The organism is Comamonas fluminis, assembly GCF_019186805.1.
GTDB classification, from domain to species: Bacteria; Pseudomonadota; Gammaproteobacteria; order Burkholderiales; family Burkholderiaceae_C; genus Comamonas; species Comamonas fluminis.
Genome location: NZ_CP066783.1, coordinates 1,858,106 through 1,884,468, shown reverse-complemented (window position 1 = coordinate 1,884,468; position 26,363 = coordinate 1,858,106). Strand labels below are relative to the sequence as shown.

At 53.8% G+C, this 26,363-nt stretch carries 20 protein-coding genes and 1 pseudogene; 17 read left to right on the top strand and 4 right to left on the bottom strand.

The annotated features are described in order from the left end of the window. Positions 1-14: 14 nt before the first annotated feature. The gene (locus JDW18_RS09040; RefSeq protein ID WP_218243290.1) at positions 15-338 is read right to left on the bottom strand and encodes an ArsR/SmtB family transcription factor; all 324 of its coding nucleotides are present in this window, start codon (positions 336-338) and stop codon (positions 15-17) included. 296 nt (positions 339-634) lie between these two features. Between JDW18_RS09040 and JDW18_RS09035 the strand changes: the two genes are divergently transcribed. Next, positions 635-1,785, top strand: a protein-coding gene (locus tag JDW18_RS09035) for an IS3 family transposase (protein WP_218239616.1) whose coding sequence is annotated in 2 segments (ribosomal slippage) — positions 635-881 and positions 881-1,785 — 1,152 coding nt in all. Because the reading frame shifts where the segments join, the coding sequence is not laid out codon by codon here. A gap of 19 nt (positions 1,786-1,804) precedes the next feature. Here the strand turns inward: JDW18_RS09035 and JDW18_RS09030 are convergent. Together JDW18_RS09030 and JDW18_RS22565 are read right to left on the bottom strand one after the other, a co-directional pair. Then, a pseudogene (locus JDW18_RS09030) lies at positions 1,805-1,930 on the bottom strand (helix-turn-helix domain-containing protein); the annotation flags it as partial. Positions 1,931-2,176: 246 nt separating this feature from the next. Then, positions 2,177-3,610 carry a tyrosine-type recombinase/integrase gene (locus JDW18_RS22565; RefSeq protein ID WP_246610394.1) on the bottom strand — a complete coding sequence of 478 codons (1,434 nt, stop codon included), beginning with the start codon at positions 3,608-3,610 and terminating at the stop codon, positions 2,177-2,179. Between the two features lie 685 nt (positions 3,611-4,295). Here JDW18_RS22565 and tssB point away from each other — a divergent pair. The 15 genes from tssB to tssK (JDW18_RS08950) all read left to right on the top strand — a co-directional run bounded on the left by tssB (position 4,296) and on the right by tssK (JDW18_RS08950) (position 24,471). Beyond that, a complete protein-coding gene (gene tssB, locus JDW18_RS09020; protein ID WP_218243289.1) occupies positions 4,296-4,793 on the top strand; it encodes a type VI secretion system contractile sheath small subunit in 498 nt (165 codons plus the stop codon). 30 nt (positions 4,794-4,823) lie between these two features. Further along, positions 4,824-6,302: a type VI secretion system contractile sheath large subunit gene (gene tssC / locus JDW18_RS09015; RefSeq protein WP_218243288.1), complete on the top strand. Its 1,479-nt coding sequence runs from the start codon at positions 4,824-4,826 to the stop codon at positions 6,300-6,302. Between the two features lie 173 nt (positions 6,303-6,475). Continuing rightward, positions 6,476-6,964 (top strand): Hcp family type VI secretion system effector, encoded by a 489-nt coding sequence (locus JDW18_RS09010; protein WP_218243833.1) that lies wholly within the window; start codon positions 6,476-6,478, stop codon positions 6,962-6,964. Positions 6,965-7,074: 110 nt separating this feature from the next. After that, positions 7,075-7,434 carry a type VI secretion system baseplate subunit TssE gene (gene tssE, locus JDW18_RS09005; RefSeq protein ID WP_218243287.1) on the top strand — a complete coding sequence of 120 codons (360 nt, stop codon included), beginning with the start codon at positions 7,075-7,077 and terminating at the stop codon, positions 7,432-7,434. 32 nt (positions 7,435-7,466) lie between these two features. Continuing rightward, positions 7,467-9,194, top strand: a complete 1,728-nt coding sequence (tssF, locus tag JDW18_RS09000; protein ID WP_218243286.1) for a type VI secretion system baseplate subunit TssF — start codon at positions 7,467-7,469, stop codon at positions 9,192-9,194. Then, positions 9,158-10,207: a type VI secretion system baseplate subunit TssG gene (gene tssG / locus JDW18_RS08995; protein WP_218243285.1), complete on the top strand. Its 1,050-nt coding sequence runs from the start codon at positions 9,158-9,160 to the stop codon at positions 10,205-10,207. The genes tssF and tssG overlap by 37 nt, the downstream gene beginning before the upstream one ends. A gap of 17 nt (positions 10,208-10,224) precedes the next feature. Next, positions 10,225-12,861 (top strand): type VI secretion system ATPase TssH, encoded by a 2,637-nt coding sequence (tssH, locus tag JDW18_RS08990; protein WP_218243284.1) that lies wholly within the window; start codon positions 10,225-10,227, stop codon positions 12,859-12,861. A 27-nt stretch (positions 12,862-12,888) separates the two neighbouring features. Then, positions 12,889-16,194, top strand: a complete 3,306-nt coding sequence (gene tssI / locus JDW18_RS08985) for a type VI secretion system tip protein TssI/VgrG (protein WP_218243283.1) — start codon at positions 12,889-12,891, stop codon at positions 16,192-16,194. A 12-nt stretch (positions 16,195-16,206) separates the two neighbouring features. Beyond that, on the top strand, positions 16,207-19,782 hold the full coding sequence (locus JDW18_RS08980; protein WP_246610392.1) for a DUF2169 family type VI secretion system accessory protein: 3,576 nt from the start codon (positions 16,207-16,209) through the stop codon (positions 19,780-19,782). A gap of 4 nt (positions 19,783-19,786) precedes the next feature. Next, complete coding sequence (locus JDW18_RS08975; RefSeq protein WP_218243281.1) at positions 19,787-20,884, top strand: pentapeptide repeat-containing protein; 1,098 nt, start codon at positions 19,787-19,789, stop codon at positions 20,882-20,884. A gap of 35 nt (positions 20,885-20,919) precedes the next feature. Further along, the gene (locus JDW18_RS08970; RefSeq protein WP_218243280.1) at positions 20,920-21,651 is read left to right on the top strand and encodes a DUF3540 domain-containing protein; all 732 of its coding nucleotides are present in this window, start codon (positions 20,920-20,922) and stop codon (positions 21,649-21,651) included. Between the two features lie 11 nt (positions 21,652-21,662). Beyond that, positions 21,663-22,055, top strand: coding sequence for a DUF4150 domain-containing protein (locus JDW18_RS08965; protein WP_218243279.1), 393 nt, complete (start codon positions 21,663-21,665; stop codon positions 22,053-22,055). A gap of 76 nt (positions 22,056-22,131) precedes the next feature. Further along, on the top strand, positions 22,132-22,926 hold the full coding sequence (locus JDW18_RS08960; RefSeq protein ID WP_218243278.1) for a hypothetical protein: 795 nt from the start codon (positions 22,132-22,134) through the stop codon (positions 22,924-22,926). Next, positions 22,923-23,618, top strand: a complete 696-nt coding sequence (tssJ, locus tag JDW18_RS08955) for a type VI secretion system lipoprotein TssJ (protein WP_218243277.1) — start codon at positions 22,923-22,925, stop codon at positions 23,616-23,618. The genes JDW18_RS08960 and tssJ overlap by 4 nt, the downstream gene beginning before the upstream one ends. 13 nt (positions 23,619-23,631) lie before the next feature. Beyond that, complete coding sequence (gene tssK, locus JDW18_RS08950) at positions 23,632-24,471, top strand: type VI secretion system baseplate subunit TssK (protein ID WP_218243276.1); 840 nt, start codon at positions 23,632-23,634, stop codon at positions 24,469-24,471. Positions 24,472-24,483: 12 nt separating this feature from the next. On the opposite strand, the gene JDW18_RS08945 is transcribed toward tssK (JDW18_RS08950), so the two are convergent. Continuing rightward, positions 24,484-25,710, bottom strand: a complete 1,227-nt coding sequence (locus JDW18_RS08945; protein WP_218239608.1) for an IS256 family transposase — start codon at positions 25,708-25,710, stop codon at positions 24,484-24,486. 89 nt (positions 25,711-25,799) lie between these two features. On the opposite strand from JDW18_RS08945, the gene tssK (JDW18_RS08940) reads away from it, so the two are divergent. After that, the gene (gene tssK / locus JDW18_RS08940; protein ID WP_246610390.1) at positions 25,800-26,360 is read left to right on the top strand and encodes a type VI secretion system baseplate subunit TssK; all 561 of its coding nucleotides are present in this window, start codon (positions 25,800-25,802) and stop codon (positions 26,358-26,360) included. The last annotated feature ends 3 nt before the right edge of the window (positions 26,361-26,363 follow it).

Sequence of the window (26,363 nt, the reverse complement as noted above, 5' to 3'; positions counted from 1 at the left end):
TAGCAACGAGTGCTTCAGCACTGGCACAAAGCCGCGGCGCCTGGAGTGCAGGCAGCTCCTTGGCAGCAGTTCTCGGTGAGATATGCAAGCAGACCATTCATGACGGGAAAGGCAGCACGGTAAAGCACATTTCGACCCTGCCTCTCTTGACTCACAAGTTCGGCATGAAACAGTTCCTTTAGGTGAAACGACAGTGCATTGGGGGCAATACCCAACTGCTCCGCCAATGCGCTGGGTGTCAGACCTTCAGGTCCTGCAACCACCAATGCACGAAAAACGCGCAGGCGTGCTTCATGAGCCAACGCAGAGAGGGAACGGACAACTTGGGTTTCTTGCATAAATCAATAATACAATAAATGTTGAATTGTTGTGAGATTGAACTTGCTGTAGAACTACGGGAGGACCACTTTACGAATACACGTCAAATGGCTGCATGTAGCCAAAAGTGTGAGGTCGACATGCACTCCCCGAGCAGACGTTCGATCTGAACGGTAAGTCAGCCGGCGACTGCTTTTGGTGACTCAGTCAAATTGAATACTGGTCATACGATGCCTCCCTGAAGCCAGCAAGATGAATCGCCCCGGGTTTTCTAGACACTTCTGAGCCTCAATCCCGAGGCCCAATAGGAGGTGCCATGAGTAAGCCTAAATATCCAGACGAATTCAAGATCGAAGCCATCAAGCAGATCACACAACGAGGCCACAAGGTCGCTGACGTGTCACAGCGCCTTGGCGTTAGTCAACATAGCCTGTATCAGTGGCTGAAGACGCATTCAGGGCCTCCCGCAGAGCGACAAGCTCAACTTACGCAGACAGAAGAGTTGCGCAGACTAAAGTCCGAGCTCAAGCGTGTGACCGAGGAGCGTGACATCCTAAAAAAGGCCGCAGCGTACTTTGCCAAGCAGCTCGGGTGAAGTACGCATTTATTCAGAAACATGAGCACGAATACAGCATTCGTAGCATGTGCAAAGTCATGGTGGTACATCCCAGCGGGTATTACGCTTGGAAAGCTGAACCCGTCAGCCCACGGGCTCGGGATGATCTGCGACTGCAAGGTTTGCTCAAACAAGCCTGGCTTGAAAGTGGTGGTGTGTACGGCTACCGCAAGCTCACACTGGACATGCGGGATCTGGGAGAGCGCTGCGGTAAACACCGCGTGGCCCGTTTGCTCAAGCTCCAAGGGCTGCGTTCGCAAACGGGATACCGGCGCCGCCCTGGGATGCGCGGAGGCAAGCCCGCCATAGTTGCCCCTAACCACCTGCAGCGCCGCTTCGCTGTGGATGAGCCCAATCAATCGTGGGTGACCGACATCACGTACATCCGCACTCACGAGGGATGGCTGTACCTGGCAGTGGTGGTTGATCTGTTCTCCCGTCTGGTCGTGGGCTGGTCCATGGGCAGCCGCATCGATACCGACTTGGTACTCGATGCACTACTGATGGCTCTGTGGCGTCGTCGACCTGATCAGGCGGTCATGGTGCATTCGGATCAGGGAAGTCAGTTCACCGGGCATGACTGGCAGGACTTCCTACGAGATCACAACCTAGTCTCCAGCATGAGTCGCCGCGGTAACTGTCATGACAACGCAGTGGCCGAGAGCTTCTTCCAGTTGCTCAAGCGCGAGCGAATTCGTCGCCAGATCTACACGTCGCGCGAGGACGCAAGGGCAGATATCTTCAACTACATCGAGATGTTCTACAACCCAAAAAGGCGTCACGGCACTGCAGGAGATATTTCTCCGATAGAGTTCGAGAAACGCCATTCCCAACGGCTTAAAAGTGTCTAGGGAATCCGGGGCGATTCAGATAGCGATAGAAAGTGTCACGGGAGACGCCCATGACTTTGCAGGCTTTGGATATGTTGCCCAGCTCACTGGCCAGATTGAGCAGGCCGACCTTGTGCCGGATGATGGTTTGGTTGAAACTGTTCATGAGGTTTCTCCGTTGGGCGCTTTGCGCCCGGATTGATAAAGATTCGTACCCTTATCAAAACGGGAAACCTCACCTGTTGGCAAGGCCCACTGTCAGATCAAGTCTGAACTTCTACAGCTGATCGTCTTCCGATTGGCTGCAAAACTTCATCGAGACAAGAGTGCCAACCTGGAGCAGCAAGAGCTCCTGTGCAATTAGAGGCCGCCTCGTCCGCAATCACAAAGTAAGACGAAGCGAGATGACCTGCTACTTGGCTTCAGCCAAGATGGCCTCAATTTTTTCACCCAACTTGAGCCAAGCTTCAGCCTTTTCGTCCGAGTATTCGTGATGGAGGTAATGGCGTCGAACTTTCGATCCTTCCAGCACGTGGTTCTGGCACCGGTCGATAGTGTCGAGCTTGATGCCCAAGCCCTGCATCAGGGTAGCGCCAGTGCGACGCAAATCATGGACTGTCCAATTTCCTTTTTGTCCTTTGGACAGCACCAACGTGTTGTCGTGGCAACGCCCCTTCAATGGCTTCCTGTCCATGAACATGACTTGACGATCGCCAACCTGCTTGGATACAGATTTGATGCAAACATGGCCACGATTTTTTGTCGCATTTTTGGTATTTACTGCTGGAAAGCACCATTCGCTGTCACCCGTTCGCTCACGGAGCAATTGAAATTGCCTCAGTACAAACGGAGAAAGCTGCACCAATTGGGATTGCCGCTTCTTTCTTTGGCCCTTCACATCTTCTTCAGGAATGAACCAAGTGCCTTTGGCCAGATTGACGTTTTCCCAACGCGACATCAATAGTTCGCCAATGCGGCAAATTGTGCCCAGCGCTATCCATAGAGCAATCTGTGTTTCCCTTTTGACGGGACGCTGGAGCGTCAACTTTCCTCCCGGCTTTGCGTCTTCATATGATTGGGTAGAGTGACGGAGTATTTGGCTCAGCTCACGAATCTCGTCATCACTCAGGATGCGACTGCGTTCATCCTGGTGATCTGCAGGAGTAATGCTGTCTTCCGAGACAAGATCTGCTGGATTTCCTTCCAAAAGCAAGGCACGCCACGGCTTGCGCTTTTCACCCCATTTCAACGCCTGCTTAATACAAAGAAGCATGACCTGTGCCTTTCGCACAGTACCGTCGGTAACCACAGCCTTGAGCAACACTCGAAGATGAGTTTCCGTGAGACAGCGCAGCTCCAAGTGCCCAAGATGCGGTTTGATGTATTGCAGGTAATTGCGCGTCAACTCTTTGTTGCCGTCTGCTCGGTTGACGCCCTGCTCTAGCCAAACACTGAACAAATCATCCACTGTGAGGCGTTCACTTTTTTCAGCTTCTGCCTGAGCCAATGACGCTGCAATTGACCTTTGCTTTTCAAGCTTGACAGACTCTTTGGCCGCGGTCGGATTCACCCCTTCTGATACCTGTTGGCGAGCAAGATCCCTGGTGCGACGAATTTCGGCCAGAGCGATCGTCGGCCAAGTTCCGCATTGGTGCCAACAAACCTTGCCCTCCGCACGATATGCGTACTTGAAGCGTACCGAGACTTTTCCGTCCATGCTCACCCGCACCTCACCAGAGAGGCCGCCACCATCACTCAAAGTGTCACCTTTCCATGCGGCTGGCAAAGCTAGCAACTCTCGTGTCGTCCAATGCTGGCCCTCTCCTGCTTTGGGGTATCTGGTCATCATTTCTCCTGAGGGGTAAACAAAGGGGTAAACAATTTTTTGGCACTACGTGGACGATTATGAACATACAAGCACAAACATGGAAACACAAGATGTTGTTTTTAAACTGATTTTTATAAATTATCTGAATTTTCATAGCGACGTATTTATATTTATAACTGCTTTGGGAGCAGAGGGTAGCGAGTTCGAATACCGCCGCTCCGACCATATGATTCAAGGACTTAGCTGAGAAATCGGCTAAGTCCTTTAGTCTTTCTGGGCCTGAGTGTTTGCCGGACAGCACCCTTCGAGATATAGGGCACGAGGCATACACCCGCCTGAACGCAGCGCTCTCCTTCTGCGACTGCCACATCTGAACTAACTGGGGTGCAGACGCCCCTGCGTAACGCAGTCTTCTACTTGTCGTACATGGCAGCATCGCTGAGCCATATTTGCAGCAAGCACCATCGACTTTGCCGCAGACTTCGGCCTCTTTGAGGAAGCCGACGATTTGCGCTTTACGGGTTCCAGACTCCCCTCGGTAGAGAGGATTCTCTTCTGTTGAGTGACGCGAAGATTCAAGAAGACTTCAGGACTACCTCTCGAAAAATTTGAAATATTTCTCAGCGGCCGATCTCTTCTAATGATCAAAGCTCTGCTCTGGGTTGCTGTCTGTCTCCCGAGCGGCATTACTAGGAGAAATACTATGTCAACCGATGGGTCCGTCGCACCAAAAGAGAGAGTCAACATTGTCTACCGTCCTGCAGGTGGAGAAGCGCAGGCCGAGGTAGAGCTCCCGTTCAAAATGCTGGTACTAGGTGATTTCACCTTGCGCGAGGATGATGAGCCTCTTGAAGACAAGAAGCCCATAAATATCGACAAAGATAATTTCAATGAAGTTTTAAAAGCACAAAAAATTTCATTGAACTTGAGCGTTCCCAATAAGCTATCTAACCATGCTGAGCCTGGGGAAGTTCTGGCAACAAATATATCTTTTAATTCGATCAATGACTTTTCCCCAGATTCGATCGTAGATCAAGTTCCTGAGCTGCAGAAAATGATTGAATTACGAGAGGCACTCAAAGCACTCAAAGGGCCTCTCGGTAATTTACCTGATTTTAGAAAGCGACTGCAAGACATTGTCAGCGATGAGGGCGTCCGTCAACGCTTATTGGCTGAATTTGATAAAAAAGACCAAGCTTAAACAAGATCATAAATTATCGATTTAATCATCATGACACAAACAAAATCCGTTAATGATGCTGAGAATTTAAATTCCAATGCATCTTTGCTTGACGAGCTTATTGAAGCTGCACGCGTATTACCTACCGATGAGTCTTATTCAATTACAAGACATGGAATTCAGTCTTTCATTGCTCATCTGGTAGAACCACAACGTTCCATCGAACGAGTGACTGCCGCCACCGTCGATGAAATGATTGCCGAACTTGACAAGAAATTGTCTGCTCAAGTTGACATGATTTTGCACGATGAAAGCTTTCAAAAATTAGAATCAGCTTGGCGTTCTTTAAAATTTCTTGTTGATCGCACAGATTTCCGCGAAAACATCAAAATTCAAATGCTGAGCGTCAGTAAAAGCAAGCTGATTGATGACTTTGAAGACTCTCCAGAAATCACAAAATCTGGACTTTACAAGACAGCCTATACTGCCGAATATGGTCAGTTCGGTGGCCAGCCATTTGGCTCAATCATTGCCAATTACGAGTTCAGCCCAGGCCCTCAGGATATCAAGCTTCTGCAAAACGTTGCCAGTGTTGCAGCAATGAGTCATGCACCTTTTATTGCATCGGCCTCCCCCGAATTTTTTGGTATTGACAGCCTAGATCAACTGCCCAACCTCAAAGACCTCTCATCTATTTTCGAAGGGCCAAAATTCGCAAAATGGAACTCCTTCCGAGAGACAGAGGACTCTCGCTATATCGGACTCACCATTCCTCACTTTTTACTGCGTGTCCCATATAGCCAGCAAAGCACTCCAAGTAAAAAATTCAGCTACAACGAATCCGTTGCGGGTGGAAGTTCTAACTTCCTTTGGGGCAACTCTGCATTTGCATTTGCAAGCCGCCTTGCGGACAGCTTTGCGAACTACCGCTGGTGTGCCAATGTCATCGGTCCTCAAGGAGGCGGAACACTCAGCGACCTGCCTATTTACACCTATGAAGCCATGGGTGAACTGCAAAACAAAATCCCAACCGAGGTATTGATTTCAGAACGCAGAGAGTATGAGCTTGCCGAACAAGGATTTATTGCGCTGACAATGCGCAAAAACAGTGACAATGCGGCATTCTTTTCTGCAAACTCCACACAAAAACCAAAATTCTTTGGCCAGACTAAAGAGGGTAAAGAAGCAGAGCTCAACTACAAGCTCAGCACTCAGCTTCCTTATATGTATGTCATGAGCCGCATGGCACATTACATCAAAGTCTTGCAACGCGAAAACATTGGAACATGGAAAGAGCGCGGCGATCTGGAAAAAGAGCTGAACAACTGGATTCGTCAGTATGTTTCAGACATGGATAACCCAGCTGCTGGTGTTCGCAGTCGTCGTCCACTGCGACAAGCAGAAATTGATGTTTCAAGTGTTGAAGGTGAGCCAGGCTGGTACAAAGTAGATTTGCGTGTTCGCCCTCATTTCAAATATATGGGCGCATCTTTCACACTTTCACTGGTCGGTAAGCTAGACAAGTCTTGAGATAAAAATATCATATTTAAAAAATGACCTGATGGAAATTAAAAATTTCCATCCTCGATTTTGAAATATTTCTTTCAGGTCATTCTTGTATATTTAAAACTCTTAGGAAATTTCACCAGATTGAGCAATCCTGCTCAAAAATTCCTGTGAATATTGAAGCCGAAAGGAATGTCATGCCAATGCCATGCTATTTGACCCTGGAAGGTCAAAACCAAGGAAAAATTGAAGGCTCTACCAAGGTTAAAGGGCACGATGGGAAAATTCTTGTTCAAGCCGTTGAACATTTGATTGAAATTCCCAAAAGCCCTCAGACTGGACTTCCAACAGGCAAGCGCGTGCACAATGCCATGATTGTTACCAAGGAGATTGATAAGTCTTCTCCAAAGTTATATCAAGCTTTGACATCCGGTGAGCAGATGAAGTCTGTTGTTCTCGAATACTACCGTATTTCCCCCAAGGGAACCGAAGAGAAATATTACACTGTCAAGCTTGAGAATGCGATTATCACGCATCTTAAATCGTGGACGCCAAACTGCTTGAGCCCTGAAAACAAGCAAATGGGGCATATGGAAGATATGGCATTCACCTACGAAAAAATCACCTGGACATTTGATCCAGATGGTATTGAAGCAGAAGACTCTTGGCTTGCTCCAAAATCCTAAAAAATACAAGGCAGCATCAAAAATGCTGCCTTCATTTATTAATAATCGTGTCAAAAATTAATATCCGACTTTTTGAAAAAATTAAAAATTATGAAATTGATGAAAAATTCATGAAATCTTCCATTTCTGAAAACATCATCAATTCCATATCAAAGTATCTTGTATTAATTTTAAACACTCGTCAAGGAAGTGCACCAATTGACCCAAATTTTGGCGTACCAGATTTCACCAATCATATTGGGGGCTTGAGCAGTGGAAATATTTCCAATATTGAAGAGGAAATTACACGCATGGTGCAAAACTATGAACCGAGGCTATCCAACCCAAAAGTACGTCTACTTCAAGAACAAAGTGATATTTTGTCTTTGAAATTTTCATTAGAGGGCGAGGTCTGCATCAATGAGCAAGAAATTCCATTCAGGCTTTTAACAACTGTCGGCTCATCTGGAAAAATTTCACTTCAACAATAAAAATAAAACAGCAACCTGCAAAGGCCTAGACCATGTTCAAGCAGTATTTTGAGACTGAGCTAACGCAACTGAGAACATTGGCAGTCGAATTTTCCCAAGCCAATCCTGCGCTTGCTCCGCTGTTGGCAACCAGTTCCTCTGACCCTGATGTGGAAAGGCTGCTCGAAGGTGTTGCATTTCTAACGGCTCGTACTCGACAAAAGCTGGATGACGAATTTCCAGAAGTCATACAGGAGCTGACCAATCTCCTGTGCCCTCATTATCTAAGACCAGTTCCTGCCTGCACACTGATTGAGTTCCAGCCTAAATCCCCTCTTACTGAATCAGCCAAGGTCAAAGCACTCTCTGAAATCGCATCTATCCCGGTCGATGCCACAGTCTGCCGATTCAGAACCACTCAGGAACTTGAGGTTCTACCGCTGACACTGCAGCAATGTGAGTTGATTGAGCAAGCTGGCAGCACTCCAAGTATCTCCTTGCAGTTCCTAGACAATGGAGTGGACTACACACAACTTCAAAGCAGCCCGCTTCGGCTCTTTCTGGGAAACAGCTATGCGGAAGCGGCCAAGCTCTTCATGCTGCTGAACACCTCGGTGCGGGGCATCTCCATCCGCCGCAATGGTCGACCTGTTGCAGCCCTGTCCGCAAGTGCAATTCATTGCAGCGGGTTTGACTCGCCTTTGCTCCCCTATCCTGGCAACGCTTTTTCTGGATATGGATTGATACAGGAGTTTTTCTGTTTACCTGAAAAATTCCTTTTCGTCGAAATAAAAGGCTTGCACACAATACATAAACAGGCTGGGGCTACACTAGAGATCAATTTTTTGCTCAACAAGCGTCCCGACTGGATGCCCGTTATTAACGACGAAAGCTTTTTACTTAATATTGCTCCAGCCGTTAATATATTTTCTCATATGGCGATTCCCACCAATGCGGATCACCGCCAAGCTGAATATCGTATTCGCCCAGAAGGCAACAATCCAGAGCATTATCAGATTTACTCCATTGATAACGTTCATGGCTATTGTCAGGGCAAGGCACAACCGAGGCCCTATCTTCCATTTGGCGTTCTGCGCAGCCCGACCGCTGCAAATCCTTCTAGCTCAGGCACCTACCAAGTCAGTATTCGCCCCGCAACGGTTGGGAATCAGTACGAGAGCTTTCTGTCCATCCCCTATCAGGCAGACCAGGATTTTCAGGATGAGGTGCTCTCAATCAATCTGAGCTGCACCAATGCTCACCTGCCAGACAAGCTCAGCTACGGGGAGATCAGAAACCCCACTTCCACATCTCCAGAACGTTTGCAGTTCCAGAATATTCGTGCAGTGCGGCCTGCTCAAAGTATTCCTGCAGACGATGAATTGCAGTGGAAACTGCTAACCCATGTCGCCATGAATTTGCTGACGCTGGCGACTGCAGAGAACCTGCGCAGCCTTCTTTCGCTATATGTTTTTTCTGCCAAACAAGGCCAGCATGAAAGAGCGAACCGACAGCGCATTGCCGGCATTGCCAGCGTCCATGTCAAGAGCGAAAGCCGCCTCGTAGGCCGCCACATGATGCGCGGACAGTGCATACAAATGGTCTGCCATAGCAGTCACTACGCAGGGCCAGGAGACCTCTACCTGTTTGGCTGCATTCTTGAACGCTTTCTGGCGGGCTACGCCAGCATCAACACCTATGCACGTCTCGAAATTCAGGACAGCCTGACTGAGGAAAAATTTGTATGGCGCCCCCGTCTGGGTCTTCAAGAGTTGCTCTGATTGAGCAGTTGCTGCGCGAGGGCCGGCAATTCGGCTTCTTTCAGACCGCGCGCCTGCTCCAGCTTGATGCGCGTGCCCGAGGTATCTCTGAGCACGGCATTCAATTTCGCCCCAGGCTTTCGCTGGCATTTCCAGATGCCGACATTCACGACGTGGTCCGGTTACCTGCAGTCAACGGCAAGTCCGGCGACAGCACGGAACAGCCCCAGGCGGTGCAAGTCACCGTCAATTTCGGCGGCCTGTATGGTGTGGACTCACCACTACCCACCTTCTATACCGAAGAGCTGATTACAGAGCGCCGCGAAGACCGCCACGCCACCCGTGGCCTGCTCGATCTATTGCACAGGGTGCTGTACCCCTTGCTCTATCAAGCTTGGCACAAGCCCAGGCTGCAACTGCGAATCAACGAAGAAAAAGACCTGCGAGCTTTGCAGTATCTGCATGCTTTTGCAGGGATTCAGCATCAAAGCCAGCACTCCTTGCAGCGGCGTGCAGACATGCTGCGCTACGCAGGTTTGCTGGCACAGCGGCCTAAATCAGCGCTGGGCCTGCAATGCCTGCTCCGTGACGCCATGGCACCAGCCAAGGTACAAATTCGGCCCTGTGTGCCCAGCCACTCCACCATGCCCGCAGATCAGCGCTGCCAACTGGGCTTGCAGGCCTGCTCTCTGGGTGAAGACAGCGTACTTGGCGAACAGGTTCACGAACGCAGCAGCCATCTCGACATTCATCTGCGCGATCTTGAAGTACCCCATTTCGAAAGCCTGCTGCCAGGTCAGGAAGAACACGCGCGCCTTTGCACGCTGATACAGCTTTATCTGGACTCTCCGCTCGTCGTCACTGTATCGCTTCACCCCAAAGCGGCGCAGATGCAAACCACACAGCTCGGGCAAGGTGTCTGGAGCTGTCTGGGCCTGGGAACCTGGCTTGCCCCTTCGTCCAAGCAGCCTTGCCCACCCGCCCGCTTCTCTCTGGATACCGCGCTACTTGGCGTATCACCTGCCCCTCAATAAACAAACACGGACTTCCTATGCTGCTTACAGAACTCAAACCCCTGATTCAGAAGCTCAACGAATGCACGCGCCAAGCCCTGGAGCAAGCTGCCGGACAGTGTGTTTCTCTAGGGCAGCAGGAAATTACCGTTGAGCATCTGCTACTCAAACTCCTTGGTACGGTTCAAAGCGATATTCCACTGTTGCTGCGGCAAAACGAGCTGGACACAGCAACGCTCGTGCGCCAGCTCACCCGCGCCATCGAGAGATTTGAATCCGCCAACAACACACGCCCCAGCTTCTCCCCGCTACTGCTGCAACTGCTGCAGGACGCCTGGCTGATCTCGTCCGTAAACCTCGGAGCCTCCCAGATCCGGTCTGGCGCCATATTCGCGGCCTTCCTGGCCCGCGCACATTTCTTTGCCTCGGCAGACGGCTATCTGGACAGCCTCCACAAACTCAACCGCGATGCCGCGCTCGGGCAGTTGCATCAACTGGGCAGCCACTCCATCGAGCATGAGCACGCCAGCAATTCGGGCGCTTCTGAAAACATAGCTGCAAACGCACAGAGTACAAGCGCCATCGGCAGATTTTGTGAAAACTTCACAGAGAAAGCACGCGCTGGCGGCATCGACCCAGTCTTTGGCCGAGACCCCGAAATCCGCCAAATGGTGGACATCCTCGCCCGCAGGCGCAAAAACAACCCCATCTGCGTGGGCGACCCCGGCGTTGGCAAAACAGCTGTCGTAGAAGGCCTGGCCCTGCGCATTGCTCAAGGCGATGTCCCCCCCTCTCTGCAAGATGTCACCCTGCTGGGGCTGGACCTGGGCATGCTTCAGGCTGGCGCCAGCGTCAAAGGCGAGTTTGAAAACCGCCTCAAAGGCGTCATCAACGAAATCAAGGCATCCCCCACTCCCATCATTCTCTTCATTGACGAGGCCCACACCCTCATCGGCGCTGGTGGTCAGGCAGGCACGGCCGATGCGGCCAACCTACTCAAGCCCGCGCTGGCCCGCGGGGAGCTTCGCACCATTGCAGCCACCACCTGGACCGAATACAAAAAATACTTCGAAAAAGACCCGGCGCTGGCCCGGCGCTTTCAGCTCGTCAAGCTCGAAGAGCCGGACACCGCCACCGCCACCCTGATTTTGCGCGGGCTGCGCGAACGCTATCAGCAAGTCCACCAGGTCAGCATTCGCGACGATGCCATCGTTGCCTCCGCCGAGCTGTCCGCGCGCTTCATCGCAGGCCGCCAGCTACCCGACAAAGCCGTTGACCTGCTCGACACCGCCTGCGCGCGCGTCAAAGTCATGCAAAGCGCCAAGCCTGATGTACTGGAAGACACAGAGCGACAGTTGCAGGCGCTGGAGCGAGAAAAGCTAGGCCTGCAGCAAGACGCCGACAGCCGCCACCCCGTAGATCATGAACGACTGGCCGCCATTGACCTTCAGGCAGCCGAACTCAGCACCCGCATTCAAAGCCTGCAGCAGTGCTGGCAAGTGCAGCGTGAGGCTGCCCAGACCCTGCTTCAGGCCCGCAGCGCCTACCAGCAAGCCCGCAAGAGCGAAAACGGCGCCCCTGAAATCAACGCACAGGAAAGCGCACTCAACGCAGCAGAACAAAGCTTTTCAGACTTGGTCAACGCCTCAAGCGCACTCGTGCAAATCGACGTCACTCCGGAAGTCGTGGCCCAGGTAGTCTCTAGCTGGACAGGCATCCCTGTCGGAAAAATGCAGCAAGACCAAGCCCGTACCGTTCTGGGCATGGCAGATGCGCTGCGCCAGCGCATACAGGGCCAGGACATGGGCCTGGACACCATTGCCGATGTGCTCAAGACCGCCACCTCCGGCGTGCGCGACCCGCAGCAGCCGCTGGGTGTCTTCCTGCTGGTCGGGCCATCAGGCGTCGGCAAAACCGAAACTGCGCTGGCCGTTGCCGACCTGCTGTTTGGCGACGAAAAATCCACCATCGTAGTCAACATGAGCGAGTTTCAGGAGCGCCACAACGTCAGCCGCCTCATTGGCTCCCCACCCGGCTATGTGGGCTACGGCGAAGGCGGCATGCTCACCGAAGCCGTGCGCCAGCGCCCCTATGCGGTCGTGCTGCTCGACGAAGTGGAAAAAGCCCACCTTGATGTCATGAACCTCTTCTATCAGGTGTTTGACAAAGGCGTGCTCTCTGACGGCGAAGGCAAAGACATTGATTTCTCCAACACCGTCATCTTCCTCACCTCCAACCTGGCCACCGACGTCATCACCGAAATGACCCAGGACGGCGCGCCGCTGGACCCTGGCCTGCTCGCCAGCGCCATCCGCCCCATTCTTTCCGCGCACTTCAAGCCGGCCTTGCTGGCGCGCATGACCGTGGTTCCCTACACCACACTGAACAGCAGCGCCATCGCCAGCATCGTCAGGCTCAAGCTCGACAAAATCGTCAAACGCCTGGCGGCCAATAACCGCCAGCAACTGCACTACACCGAAGCCGTGGTTCACGCCATTGCCCAGCGCTGCACCGAAGTGGAAACCGGCGCCCGCAATATCGACTTCATCCTGCGCAGCGCCGTACTGCCGCGCCTGTCCCAGGAAATTCTGGCCCGTATGGGCACTGAAGAGCCCGCCACACAGATTCAGCTGGATGTCAGCGAAAGCGGCGACTTCAGCATGCAATTTGCCTGAACCTCAAAAAATTCAAGAGCACATCCCATGACCCAACTCGACTCCCGCCTGGGTGACAACCGCCGCTTCAGCTTTCAATCCGAGGCCTACCCCCAGGACAGCGGCAAATTCGCCGTGGTGCGCATGGAAGGCAGTGAAGCCATCTCCCGCCCCTACCGCTTTGAACTCATCCTGGTCAGCGACGATGCCCAGATTGACCTCGACCTCATGCTGGCCCGCAGCGCCACCTTCAGCCTGCACAGCCCCGGCGACCGCCCTCCCCCCCCCAACCACTACTCCGGCGTACTTGCCGAATTCGACCAGCTCCACCAGGCGGGCGGCTACACCTTCTACCGCGCCGTACTCGTGCCCCGGCTATGGCGCTTATCGCTCTACCGCATCTCCGAGGTCTATCTGCATGAACAAACCATTCCCGAAATCATCGCCAGCGTGCTCAAAGCCGGTGGCCTGAACAGCCAGGACTTTCAGATACAGACCCAGGGCGACTACCGCAGCCGCAGCTTTGTCTGCCAGTACCAGGAAACCCACCTCGACTTCATCTCCCGCTGGATGGAAAAAGAAGGCCTGTACTACTACTTCAGCCAGGACGGCAAAAAAGAAACGCTGCAGATTGTGGACAGCCGCTTCATCCACCCTGCCGAAGCCAAAACCCTGCACTACCGCCCCGTGGGCGAGCCCGATACCGGGCTCGATGCCCAGTCCGTGCAAAGCTTTATTCAGCAGCGCAAACCCATGCCCGCCAAGCTGGTGCTGCAAGACTACAACTACCGCAAAGCCGATACCGAACTGCGCGTGGAAGTCGAAGTCTCGCCCACTGGCTTTGGCGAAGTCATGATCTATGGCGAAAACTTCCGCGACGAAAACGAAGGCAAGCGCTACGCCAATATCCGCAAGCAAGAACTGCTGTGCGGTGAACGCGTCTTTGTGGGCGAAGCCACCGCCAGCGGCCTGTGCACCGGCCACTTTGCCGAACTGCAAGCCCACTACCGCCAGGACTTCAACGCCCGCTACCTCATCACCCAGATCAGCCATGAAGGCTCACAGGCCGGCATGCTGCTGGCCGGGCTCAACACGCCTTACAACACCCCCTACAACGCCCAGCAAGGCAGCGAAGCCGTCATCTACCAGTGCAGCTTTAAAGCCCTGCCTTACTGCACCCAGTTTCGCCCCGAGCGCAGCACACCCAAGCCCCGCATTGCCGGCACCATGAATGCCACGGTGGATGCCGAAGGCAGCGGTGAATACGCCGAAATGGATGAATTTGGCCAATACAAGGTGCAAATTCCGTTTGACTACACCGACAAGGCCGAAGCCAAAGCCTCTGCCCATGTGCGCATGGCCAGCCCTTATGCAGGCAGCGACCACGGCATGCATTTCCCACTAATTCGCGGCTCCGAAGTGCTGCTGTCGTTTACGGATGGCGACCCCGACCAGCCCACCATCGTCGGCTCGGTGCCCAACTCCAGCAACCCCAGCGTCGCTAATAACCAGAACCACCAGCAAAACGTCATCAGCACACGCGGCGGCAATCAGATGCTGATGCAAGACGCCGAGGGCAAAGAGGTAATCTGGCTGAATTCGCCATTTCATAAAAGCAGTATTGGTATTGGGTCAGTGCATCCTGACGGGGATGGAAGTATTTATCAATTCACCATGGGAGGAAGTGATAAATATACCTTTGGCCCTAATTCAGAGTTTTCATTTGGAGCCAGCAACTCCTTTGGAATAGGCGCTGACAATAGCCTCAAAGCCTCTATAGCCAACTCTGGCTCCTTGGGATTTAGCACCAATATTTCTACTGGAAGCTCCATTAAATGGAATTTAGACCCTTTTAGCTCACTTCCTTTTCATAAGTCAAAATTTAAACTTTTGAAAAGTTACTCTATTGATGATGGAGGCAGCATAAAACAGGCTCCAGCATTCAAAGGCCAAGCTGAGAATAGCTTTCTATTAGAGTCCATGGTGCAAAATGCAGATAAAGGAATTAGCGATCTGGCAGCGACTCGTCTTGCAAAATTTTTGATTGCCGTCAGTTTTAGCACAAATATAGTTGCAGCTGCAGTATTTGGAAACCATATAGCACCAACAAAAAGAACAAAGAAAATAAGTGACAGTATCAAAAAAATTCAAGATAAGCAAAAAAATATTAAAAATGCAGAAAAAACACTTGCGCAGGCAGAAAAAGAACTGGAAATAGAAAATTTACAAAAAAAAATTGCAGACAAATCCAAAAAATCAGAAAATACTGTTAACCCTCAAAAAGAAAGTACTGTTGACCCGCAAAAAGAAAATACTGATAATCCTCCGGAAGACCAAATATCTGATAAAGAAAAAAATAGGGATAAAGCCAAGGAAGATTTAGAAACAATAAAAAAAAATAATGAACTAACAGATCAAGAAAAATTGGATTTAGCAATATATGAAAACCCATCAACCGATGAAAAAAAAGGCGATGAGCTTCCTGACGTAATCAAAAGATTTGGCACTCAAGCTGGAATAAATCTGATGGGCCAAGTTATTTTTCAAATAGCAGCCAGAAACATAGCAAAAAAATATAACGACTGGAGCTATGCAAATCAAATAAAAGCTGACAATAGCGGAATATCTTTATCAGTCAATACTGAAAAATCACCAGATCAGCAATTTCTTATGGGCTCTGATGGAATCACTTACATGATCACAGGCGATAAAGAGCGCAAAGAGTTCAGCTCAATCAAGCTTCATGGCAGCACTGGTGAAGCAGAATTCGTCTCTTCATCATTAGCCAATATTTGCCAGTACTATTCAATTTACATCAGCACAGATATCAAAAATAAATATCAAGAATACATAAAGCTAATTTCCGAATACAAAACAGCCGAGTCAAGATTAAAAAAAGCAGAAGACGATAAGCAATCAGCCACAGGAATAGCCTACATCACTGCACGCAATGCAGCAATAAAAGAAGAAACAGATTTGAAAGCAAAAAAGTTAGAAATGATTAAAAAAATGAACGAAATTTCATTACTAATCAACAATAAAGAAAAAGGATTATTTTTCGACGAAAATTCGAATAAATTTTCTTTCAGAAATGGCAGCAATGGTCTTGATGTAACTAATGCCAATGGAGAACTTTATTCCTCAAAAAAATTATTAATCCATATCAACTCCAAGCCCAGCAATTCATTTTCAAAAAAAGGATTGGAAATTACTGAGAAACAATTAGAGCTTACCCATGAAAACACCGGAATTTTACTTACCAATAAGAATTTAAAAATGCGCATTGGTCAAAATTCGATGAGTGCAGACTATAAAACCTTATCCCTCAAGTCTAATCTTCTGAAGTTATGTTAATTTCATATAGCAATGAAAATTATTAAACCAGATAATCAAGTATTTTTGCATGGCCTCTTCGAAACGCGAATATACACATTTAATCTTGGCCTCATTGCTTTATTTGATTTATCCAATCCTGAATTTAATTCTCTGAAAGCTGAAACCGATCTTTGGGACATCTGGGGACAGTTCTCTGGCACTTTTTCAACACTTGATGCGGGCTTTCCTAAGCCTAAAGCCGAATTTGAGGCTTATGGAGTCGCTCATGCACCGTCAGAGCGGAGCACTTCACCGCTTGCAGTGACTGTGCAAGTGGGAGAAATAGCGAAGACGCTTTTAATACATGGCCCCCGCCACTGGACCACATTAGGCAACGCCAGCAGCCCCCAGCCCCTCACGCAAATCCCCGTCACGCCCGAAAACGCCTATGGCGGCCTCGGTTATGCCTTGAACCCGCTGGGCAAGGGTTATCGGCAAGATGAGTTGCCACAGATTGAAGACCCGAATCACCCGATTGCGTTTCGCAGCGACGAGCGCGAGCCTGCGGGGTTTTGGGGCTTTCCCAGCCATGCGCCGCAGCGCCAGAAGTGGTTGGGCAAGACCGATGCCAACTGGCTGCGCGAGCACTGGCCGGCCTTGCCGCCAGATACCGCGCCCGAATTTTTCCAGGCCGCGCCGCCTGATCAATGGGGGCCGCCCGCATGGCGGGGCGACGAGGCTATTGAGCTGGAAAACTGGCACCCCGAGCAGCCACTGATACGCAGCCGCCTGCCCGGCCTGCGTGCCCGCTGTTTTGCGCAGCGCGTCACGCCCCAAGGCGAAAAAGTCTTTGAAGAAATCCCCACCCATGCGGAGACGGTGTATCTCTTCCCTACCCTGGGCTATGGCGCCGTGCTGTACCGGGGCAGCATTGCCATCAATGACCCGGACGCGCGCGACATCACCCATATCGTGGCGGACTGGGAGAACATGAGCGATGCCCCGCAGCCCATGGAAAGCTATCGGGAATGCCTGGAAACCGGCCAGCCTTTGAGCGAGAGCCTCAAAGAAGCACAAGCACAGGCTCAGGAAAAAACCCAAGCCGCCGAAGCAGCAAGTGCCGATGCCGCGCAAACCTCTCCATCCTCTTTTGCCGCTGATGCCGCGCCATCCAGCGCAGTCCCCCTGTCTGCCGCTGCTGCGGCAGCAGCAGGTATAGGCGTAGCGGCAGCCGCTTTTGCCGGGTCTGAAACTAAAGCCAGCACGCAGCAAGCCAGCGCCCCCAAGCCCAGCGGGCTCGACACCAGCACCGCCCAAACCAGTGAACCCGTAAGCACGCCGCAGGCAGAGCCTGCAAGCATTCAGGCAGCATCGCCCTACCAGCACATTCTGGACAAGGTACTGGTGGGCCAGCCCCTGACGGATGCCGACGCCAAAATTCTGGCCAGCGCCGCCCCGCATGAGATGCCCGAGCTGACCGATGCGCATATGAAGGCCATGACCCAGCAAATGCTGGACCAGCGCGATGCCATGCTGGCCGAGCATGGCTTGACCGAAGCCGATGTGGCGGCCTTCCTCAAGCAGCAAGGCGCCAGCCACGAGGCAATTACCCTGGGCGGTATGAGCCGCGCCGAGCTGGAAGCCATAGGCAGCGGCACAGCCTCTACAGTGGCCCCATCCACAGCCAGCCTGGATTTGCCCCCTGGGCCATCGCCGCACCAGCATATTCTGGACAAGGTGCTGGTGGGCCAGCCCCTGACCGATGCCGACGCCAAAATTCTGGCCAGCGCCGCCCCGCATGAGATGCCCGAGCTGACCGATGCGCATATGCAGGCCATGACCCAGCAGATGCTGGACCAGCGCGACGCCATGCTGGCAGAGCATGGCTTGACCGAAGCCGACGTGGCGGCCTTCCTCAGGCAGCAAGGCGCCAGCCATGAGGCGATTACCCTGGGCGGCATGAGCCGTGCACAGTTAGAGGCGATTGGAAGCGGCAGCGCAGCAGCCATCAGCGATAGCGCATCGGCGGCACTGGCCGAGGCTGCTGCATTGCCGCAGGTGTCGCCCCATCAGCATATTGTGGACAAAGTGCTGCTGGGCCAGCCCCTGACCGAAGCCGACGCCAAGGTGCTGGCCAGTGCCGCACCGCACGAGCTGCCCGAGTTCACCGATGCGCACATGCAAGCCATGACCCAGCAGATGCTGGACCAGCGCGACGCCATGCTGGCCGAGCATGGCCTGACAGAGGCCGATGTGGCGGCCTTCCTCAAGCAGCAAGGCGCCAGCCATGAGGCGATTACCCTGGGCGGCATGAGCCGCGCCGAGCTGGAGGCCATAGGCGCACCGGCATTGCCGCCAGTGGTGTCAGAACAGGTGCCAGAAGAGGCGCCCAAAGAGGCGCGGTCCTTTTCTAATCAGCGGGCAGCGTCTGAGCCACAACCCTCACCCCAGCCTGCGCAACCTGCTTCAAAATTAGAAGCAGCTAGCGCAGCTGTAGAAAAGCCTAGACCCGAAAAGGACTGGAAGTCTCTGAATGCGATTGGCACTGGCATTGCACTGGGTGCATCTGCAGCCAATGCGGCGGCGGCCACTTCGCCCGAGCCAGCCAGCGCGCCCACAGGAGCGCTGACGCGTGAGGAGGTTCTTGCCCGCCACCAAGCGGGGCAAAGTCTGGCTGAGCTGGATTTAAGTGGGCTGGATTTGAGCAATGCCGATCTGAACGCAGCCCGCTTCGAAGGCTGCATTCTGGAAAAAACCTGTTTTGACGGCAGCCTGCTGCAAGGCGCAGTGTTCACCCGGGCCATGCTGCAGGAGGCCAGCTTTGAAAAAGCCGATCTGACACAGGCCCAACTGGACAATGTGCGTGCCCACAAGGCGCGCTTCAATGGTGCATGCGCCATTCGGGCCAGCCTGGTCGGTGCGGACATGAGTGCCAGCGAATGGAGGTCCGCCTCGCTGCTGCAGGCGCAGGCAGAGCGGGCAGATTTCTCCAACAGTCAAATGGAGCAGCTCAAGGCCTCCGAGATTCAGGCCCCGCATGCCAATTTCCATGAATGCCAGCTCAGGCAGGCAGATTTCAGCCAGGCGCAGCTGACCCGCGCCAGCTTTGACCGCGCCCTGCTGGAGGCAGCCCGCTTCGATCAGGCACAGGCCAGTGGCAGCGAATGGTATGGAACGCGGGCGCCACAAGCGAGTTTTACGCAGGCGGACATGAGTCAGGCCCGGGGCGGTATGCAGGCGGACTTCAGCCAGAGCGACTTCAGAGCCGTGCGGCTGGACGGTGCAAGCTGGCAGAACATAGGCCTGCGCCAAGCCGTGCTGCATGGCGCATCTTTGATCAACACAGACTTGAGCGGGCTGGAAGGGCAAGGCTTGCAGATGCAGGGCGCCCATGCCCAGGGCGCTCAGTTTGAGCATGCCAATCTACAGGCGGCAGACCTGAGGGCCAGCAATCTGATGGGGGCTTCAGTGCGCAACGCCAAACTGGCCGGCGCGCAGCTGGATTTGTGCAATCTGCATGGCTGCGACATGCTGGACAGTGACATTGGCAAGGCCAGCACAGAGAGCGCGCAGCTGACCTCTACCTTGATGGTCATTGAGGGTCGCGCAGAAACCCGAAGGAATTGAGAGCATGAGCGACCCCACACCCGATACCCGCAGCGCGCTGGAGCAGGTTCAAAGCCATCTGGCCACCCACGCATCACTGGTCAGCAGCCAGCTCGTGGGCTGCGACCTCAGAGGGCTTCAGGCCACACAATGCCATTTTGAAGATGTCGATTTTTCTGGCTGCCTGCTGGAGGGCGCGCAGTTGGAGGGCAGTGTTTTCGAGCGCTGTGTTTTCAATCAAGCCCAGCTTGTTGCGGCCAACCTGTCGAAGACGCAATGGCAAAGCTGCCAGATGAATCAGGTGCAACTGGCGCAGACGCAGGCCGATAGCATTGCCTTGTACCAGTGCTCGCTGCGGCAAGCTGGCATCGGCACGGCACACTGGACCAGGGCGACCCTGGATGGCTGCGACCTGGCTGGCACTGACTTTTCAGGCAGCGACCTCTCGCTCAGCGACTTTTCCCAATGCAATCTGCAAGGCACCCGGTTTGCCCAGACGCTGATGCATCGCTGGACGGCGGTCAAGGCAGATCTGCGCACTGCCATTTTTGACAAGGCCAACCTGACGCTGGCTTTTCTGACGGAGGCAGACCTCAGCGGCCAGCACCTGAGCAGCTGCGATCTGACGATGGCGAATTTCACAGGAGCGAATCTGCAAGGTGCCTGCCTCGGCAGCGCCGTATTACCGCAAGCTCAGTTTCGTGAATGCAATCTGCAACGCGCCGACCTCCGCCGCGCACAGGGCATCTATGTGCGCTTTGATGGCGCTAATCTGCAACAGGCCCAGTTGGGCAGCGCAGTGCTGGAGGCCGCAAGCTTTGCCCAGGCCAACTGCGCAGGGGCTGATATGTCCAAAATGCAGTGCATTCAGGGCAATTTCGAGTTTTGCCTGCTCACTGGTGCCCAGCTGAGCCAAGCCTTACTGACCGATAGTAATTTCTCTCACGCGAACTTGAGCGGGAGCAATTGCAGCCACGCCGATTTTAGCGGTGCCAATTTCCACCGGATCACCGACACAGGAACCTGCTGGGATGGCAGCCTTCGCAAAGGCGTGCGTGACACCCATGAACAACTGCGTGCGGCGGAGGACTGGCGCTCGCCCCTGCACTCCCAGACCGCCTGATCCAAGGCTTTGACTCTCAATTCAGGAGACCGACCATGTCCAACCTACAAGTCACCCAGAATTCGGCCCCAGCCGGAACACCCAGCCTGGCCGGATCCCCCATGTTCACCGCCATGGTGACCGGACAAGAGGAACAGTGGTTGACCGTGCAATGCAACGGACAGAATGTTCGCGCCCGTTTGGCGGCAAGCTGTTTGCTCGCGCCACAGGTAGGCGATCTGGTTCTGCTCTACAGCACTGAGCAACAAAAACCACTACAGCCAGCCATGAGCGTGCGCTACCCGCTACATATTCAGGAGCTTCCAGCACATTGCTACATCCTGTCGGTTCTGGTTCAAGCTTCGCCTGAGCTGTCCCGAATCGCGCTGCCGGGAGATACGGAGTTGACTTTGACCCAAGGCCAGCTTTGCCTGAATGCCGACAGCATTGCACTCAAAACCCGAAAGAGTCTGAGCCTGCAAGCCCCGCTTCTGGACGTTCAGTCAGCACATGCCAATCTGAAGGCCCATCAGCTTGATGCCACTGCCACATTGACTGTGGCCCGACTGGGGGAGCTGCGCCTTTTTGCCCGGAATATGTGGACCACTGCAAGCCGCGTCATCCAGAAAATGCGCAGCAGCACACGCCATGTCGAAGAGCTGGACGACGTGCAGGCTGGCCGCGCACGCTGGGATGTGCAAGGCCATGCGCAACTGAATGCCCAGCGCGCCAGCATTCAAGCCAAAGATGCCGTGCGCATTGATGGCTCTCGTGTCGATCTGGGCTAGGAGGCCTCAATATGTTTGCAGTCACTATTGCTGGCGGCCAGTGCATGGCCATGCCCGACGTATGCAAGGTACCTACGCCCGTGGGAACGGTGCCAACGCCCTTTCCCAATATTGCAATGCCACCGCAGGCCACGAACACCACCACCAAAGTGCTGGTGGCGGGCTCCCCGGCCGTCACCAAGGCCTCTCAGATTCCCATGACCAATGGCGACCAAGCGGGTTCCGCCGGCGGGGTGATCAGCGGCAAGATCATGGGCAAGGCGGAATTCACCCAGGGCAGCAGCAAAGTGAACCTGCAGGGTAAACCCGCCGTTCGCTTGAGCGCCCCCACCAAACAAAACGAGGGCAATGCATTTGGCGCAGTCATGGCCCCCAGCCAGTCCAAAGTCATGATCATGAGCTGAGACTTGATTGAAATAATTCAAATGGGGCGAGCAGGTAAATTGGTCCACGTATTCGTGTGTAACCAAGCCACCTGCCATGAAAAATATCTGGATCACCTCCTTATCTGACGAGCCTGCTCTTATCAAGGAAGTCGGTGCGGTGCTCCAGCGCTATGGCATGCGCGGTCAGGCCCATGTGTGGCAGGACAACCTGGAAAAGCACTATCCACAGATCTGTCTGGAACAACTGCAGACGCAGAGCCCGGATGCCTGGCTGATTCTGGGTCGCGAGTCAGAGCTGCAGCAAGCAAGCGTGCGTTATGGAATCTCGCTCATCAGCGCCAGTCTTGCGTGCCAGAGTCGCCCCCCCGCCCTGTTCTTCCTGAGCCCCCGCAAGCTCAGTGAGCAGCAAGCGTTGCCTGATCTGTGCCAGCAGTTGTCGGCCACGATGCTCTCGCTCGATGCGACGAACTGGGCCGCCAAGATTGTTGCAACACTGGCGCTGCCAAGCACCGCAAGCGACTCCCCTTTTCGGCTTCGCTTGTGGGGCAACGAGCAGATTGGGCAATGGCTGGAGTTGTCGCCTGAGACACAGGCCTGGCAAGGAATGATCTTCGGGGTCAGCGGACAGATCGGCACCAAGCCAGCGGCTGTCAGTTTTCAAGCAGTAGGCCCGCGCGGTGGGCTTCCCCAAAAAACGACGCTGGAGTTCGCGCAGCAAGGCCTGGAGATTCAGGCATCAGAGCGCAATTTTTCTGCCTGGGCATTACGCAACCCCATTGCGCTCGGAAATTCATATTTCTGCCGCATTGATGGCCACCCTGAACAGATTTTGTTCATGCCGTATTCAGACGCTGAACAAGCCGATGCAACGATTGTGGAATTGGTATGAGCGCGCCCCACTTCATCCTGCGCCTATGCACTGCCTTGCTGGCCTTGAGCCTCAGTGCCTGCAGCATGCTGGGTGTCACCAGCAAAAAGCAGGCCAGTAGTGAAGTTCAATGGACGCACGCCCAGGACGGGATACAGATTCATCTGGAAGCCGACAAACAGCTGAATCTGCATGAGGATGAGCCTCATACCTTGCTGCTGGGCGTGTACCAGGTGGCAACGGCAGAAGATTTCAGAACACTCAGCAATTCACCCGATGCATTGCTGCAATTGCTCGATGGGAAAACACCCAACGACAAAATTCTGCAGACCTCACGCTTTGTGGTCTCCCCCGGTCAAAGCGCCTCTTTGACGTTGAACCGTGCGGACAGGGCCAAGGCTGTCGGCCTCGTTGCGGGCTACTACCGCACGGATGCGAGAAACGCGGCAAGGCTGTTCGAAATTCCGATGAGTGTCGAGCGCAAAAGCTGGGTCAGCCTGTCTTATGCAGCCAAACCCGAAGCACTTCATATTCGGCTTGTACTGGGCCCCAGCCAGATTCTCCAGGCCGAAATCTCTCAAGCACCAGAAATCGACTCCCCTTCACTGGACAAAAAGCATGGTGCTTTGATTCCACTGGATGGTGCAGGCCGCGAGCCGGGCTCTGCCGATACGGCGTCCAAGTCAACGCAACCTCTTACTCTATCCAACTGAAGACGCTTAAAGAATGAACGAAAAAAAAGCAGTCTACTGGCACCAGGGCATGTTCCTGCAACCACAGCACTTTCAGCAGGCAGACCGACATGCAGACTATCTGCAAAAGCTGGCCCACAAGACAGGTACGCCCTATTTCTGGGGCATAGGCTCCCTGGAACTCTCCGAAAGCGCCCTGGCCAACCGGTCCATCACGATACGTTCAGCACAGCTGATCTTTTCAGATGGCAGCCAACTTGAGTTTCCTGGCAACACCACGATTGCGACGCGCAGCTTTCATGCGGCCTGGGCTGAGCAGGATTCCGAGTTGAAGGTCTATTTGGGCCTACGTCAGTTCAACATTGAAGGCAGAAATGTCACCGAGGTCTCAGCACTTTCTTTGAATGAAAAGGTGGAGTCACGATTTGTGACCACATTTGAGGGAGAAGAAGTCAACGACCAATACAGCGATGGCCCTACGGCCACTGTGCGCAGTCTTCACCATGCAGTGCAGGTTTTCTTTGGTCCGGAAATTGAGCATTTGCAAGGCTATGAGTTGATTCCCATCGCGCAATTGACACGCGACGGAGACGGCGTGGTCTTTTCTGACAAATACATCCCCCCCTGCTACATGCTCTCGGGCTCTCGGGCATTGATGGAAATCATGCGTGATATCCGTGATGAATTTGCGGGTCGCACACATCAATTGCAGGAGTTCAAGCGCCCTCGTGAGCAGCGACGCGAGGTCGACCAAGACCAGCTCACCTTGATGCTGGCATTGCAGACACTCAATAGATTCACGCCTGCCCTCATACATCTGCTTGAAACGCCTCAGGTCCACCCATGGACGGGGCGTGTCCGAATTTTTGTGTAAACGGTTCGGACTTCAATTGATGGAAATGCGGTCTCCGAACTGAATGGTAAAGCGGGTCAGCGCAGCCTTCCAATCCCGGATGGGCATGGTCCACTTCTGGCTGATGTTGCGCAGGGCCAGGTAGAACAGCTTGGTCAGCGCCTCGTCGCTGGGGAACGAGCCCCGGTTCTTGGTCAGCTTCCTCAGGCCCATGTTCACCGACTCGATGGCATTGGTGGTGTAGATGACCTTGCGGATTTCCGGCGGGTAGTCAAAGAACGGGGTCAAGCGGCTCCAGTTCCTGCGCCAGGACTGGCCGATGGGCAGGTACTCGGCATCCCAGCGCTGCTCGAATTCACCGAGCATCAGCTCGGCCTCCTCGGCGGTGGCGGCCGTGTAGATGCGTCTCAGGTCTGCGGCCACTTCTTTGCGACGCTTCCACGAGACGTAGTTCAGGCTGTGGCGCACCATGTGCACGATGCACAACTGAACCACTGTCCTGGGAAACACGGCCTCAATGGCTTCAGGGAAGCCCTTGAGGCCATCGACGCAGGCGATGAAGATGTCATGCACGCCCCGGTTGCGCAGCTCGGTCACGACCTGCAGCCAGAATTTGGCCCCCTCGGTCTGCGCCAGCCACAGGCCCAGCACCTCCTTCTCGCCCGTCATGGTGATGCCGATGGCCAGGTACACCGCCTTGACCCGCACAGCGCCCTCGCGCACCTTCACATGGATGCAGTCCAGATAGACGATGGGGTAGATTGCATCGAGCGGGCGGGCTTGCCAGGTCTTGACCTCATCGGCCACGGCGTCGGTCACCGAGGAAATCAGGCTGGGCGAGACCTCGGTGCCGTACATCTCCTCTAGGTGGGCCTGTATCTCGCGCACCGTCATGCCGCGGGCGTACAGCGAGATGATTTTGTCGTCGAAGCCGGCCCAGCGGGTCTGGTGCTTGGGGATGAGTTGGGGCTCGAAGCTGCCATGGCGGTCACGTGGCACCTCGATGGGCAACTCGCCGAAATCGCCCTTGAGGGTCTTCTTGCTCTTGCCATTGCGGGTGTTGCCAGTGGTGTTGGCTACCGCTTCGTTGCGTTCGTGGCCCAGATGCTCGGTCAGTTCGGCGTCCAGGGCTCGCTCCACCAGCAGCTTGGTCAACTGTTTGAGCAGGCCGTTCTCGCCGATGAGGTCTTCGGGTTTCTTGTAGTTGGCCAGCAGGCCAGACAGCAGTTCTTCGGGTACGTCGTGTTTCTTGGTGCTCATTGTGCTTACGGATAGGCCGGCTTGCGCCGGCGGTGGATTGTCCGTTTACACAAAATTCTGCACACCCTCCATGGACGGCATATGGCCTGTTGCGCCAGATTGTTGGCGAACTCAGCACGTTTTCGGAGCGCTTCAATCTGCTAGGTCAAACAGACGACAGCAGCAGTGGCCTTCCCGCTTATAACCACATTGCCTTGGCGCCAGGGTTTCTGCGCGCCAAGGCAGTCATTACGCACTTGCTCAATGAGCTGACTCTGGGAGCCAACTACTCAACCGTCATGGAGTACCAGGGGGACGATCTCTACCTCTGCACCATACCTCCCAACCACTTTGGGCTTCGCAATCGCTTCTATCTACTTCTGCGAACGCAGCTTGAAGAGCCTGAAATTCGGCAATCACTGCAGTTGAACGTCCTGCTAGCCGCCTCGGAAGAAATCAGCACACTGAGCGCGCATGCGCTACCCGGCCTGGAATTGATCTATATGCCAACGGCTCCGCAGGGACTTCCACGCAAAAATGGGGCGCATTACTTCCGTATCGAGCAGGCATCTCGCCAATGGGATGCCGTTGAACGCGACGGTCAGCTGGCTCTTTACTGGGCAGATGGCCCCTCGGACCTCAAGGCCGAGGTCGTTGTCCTGGAGGGCTAAGCC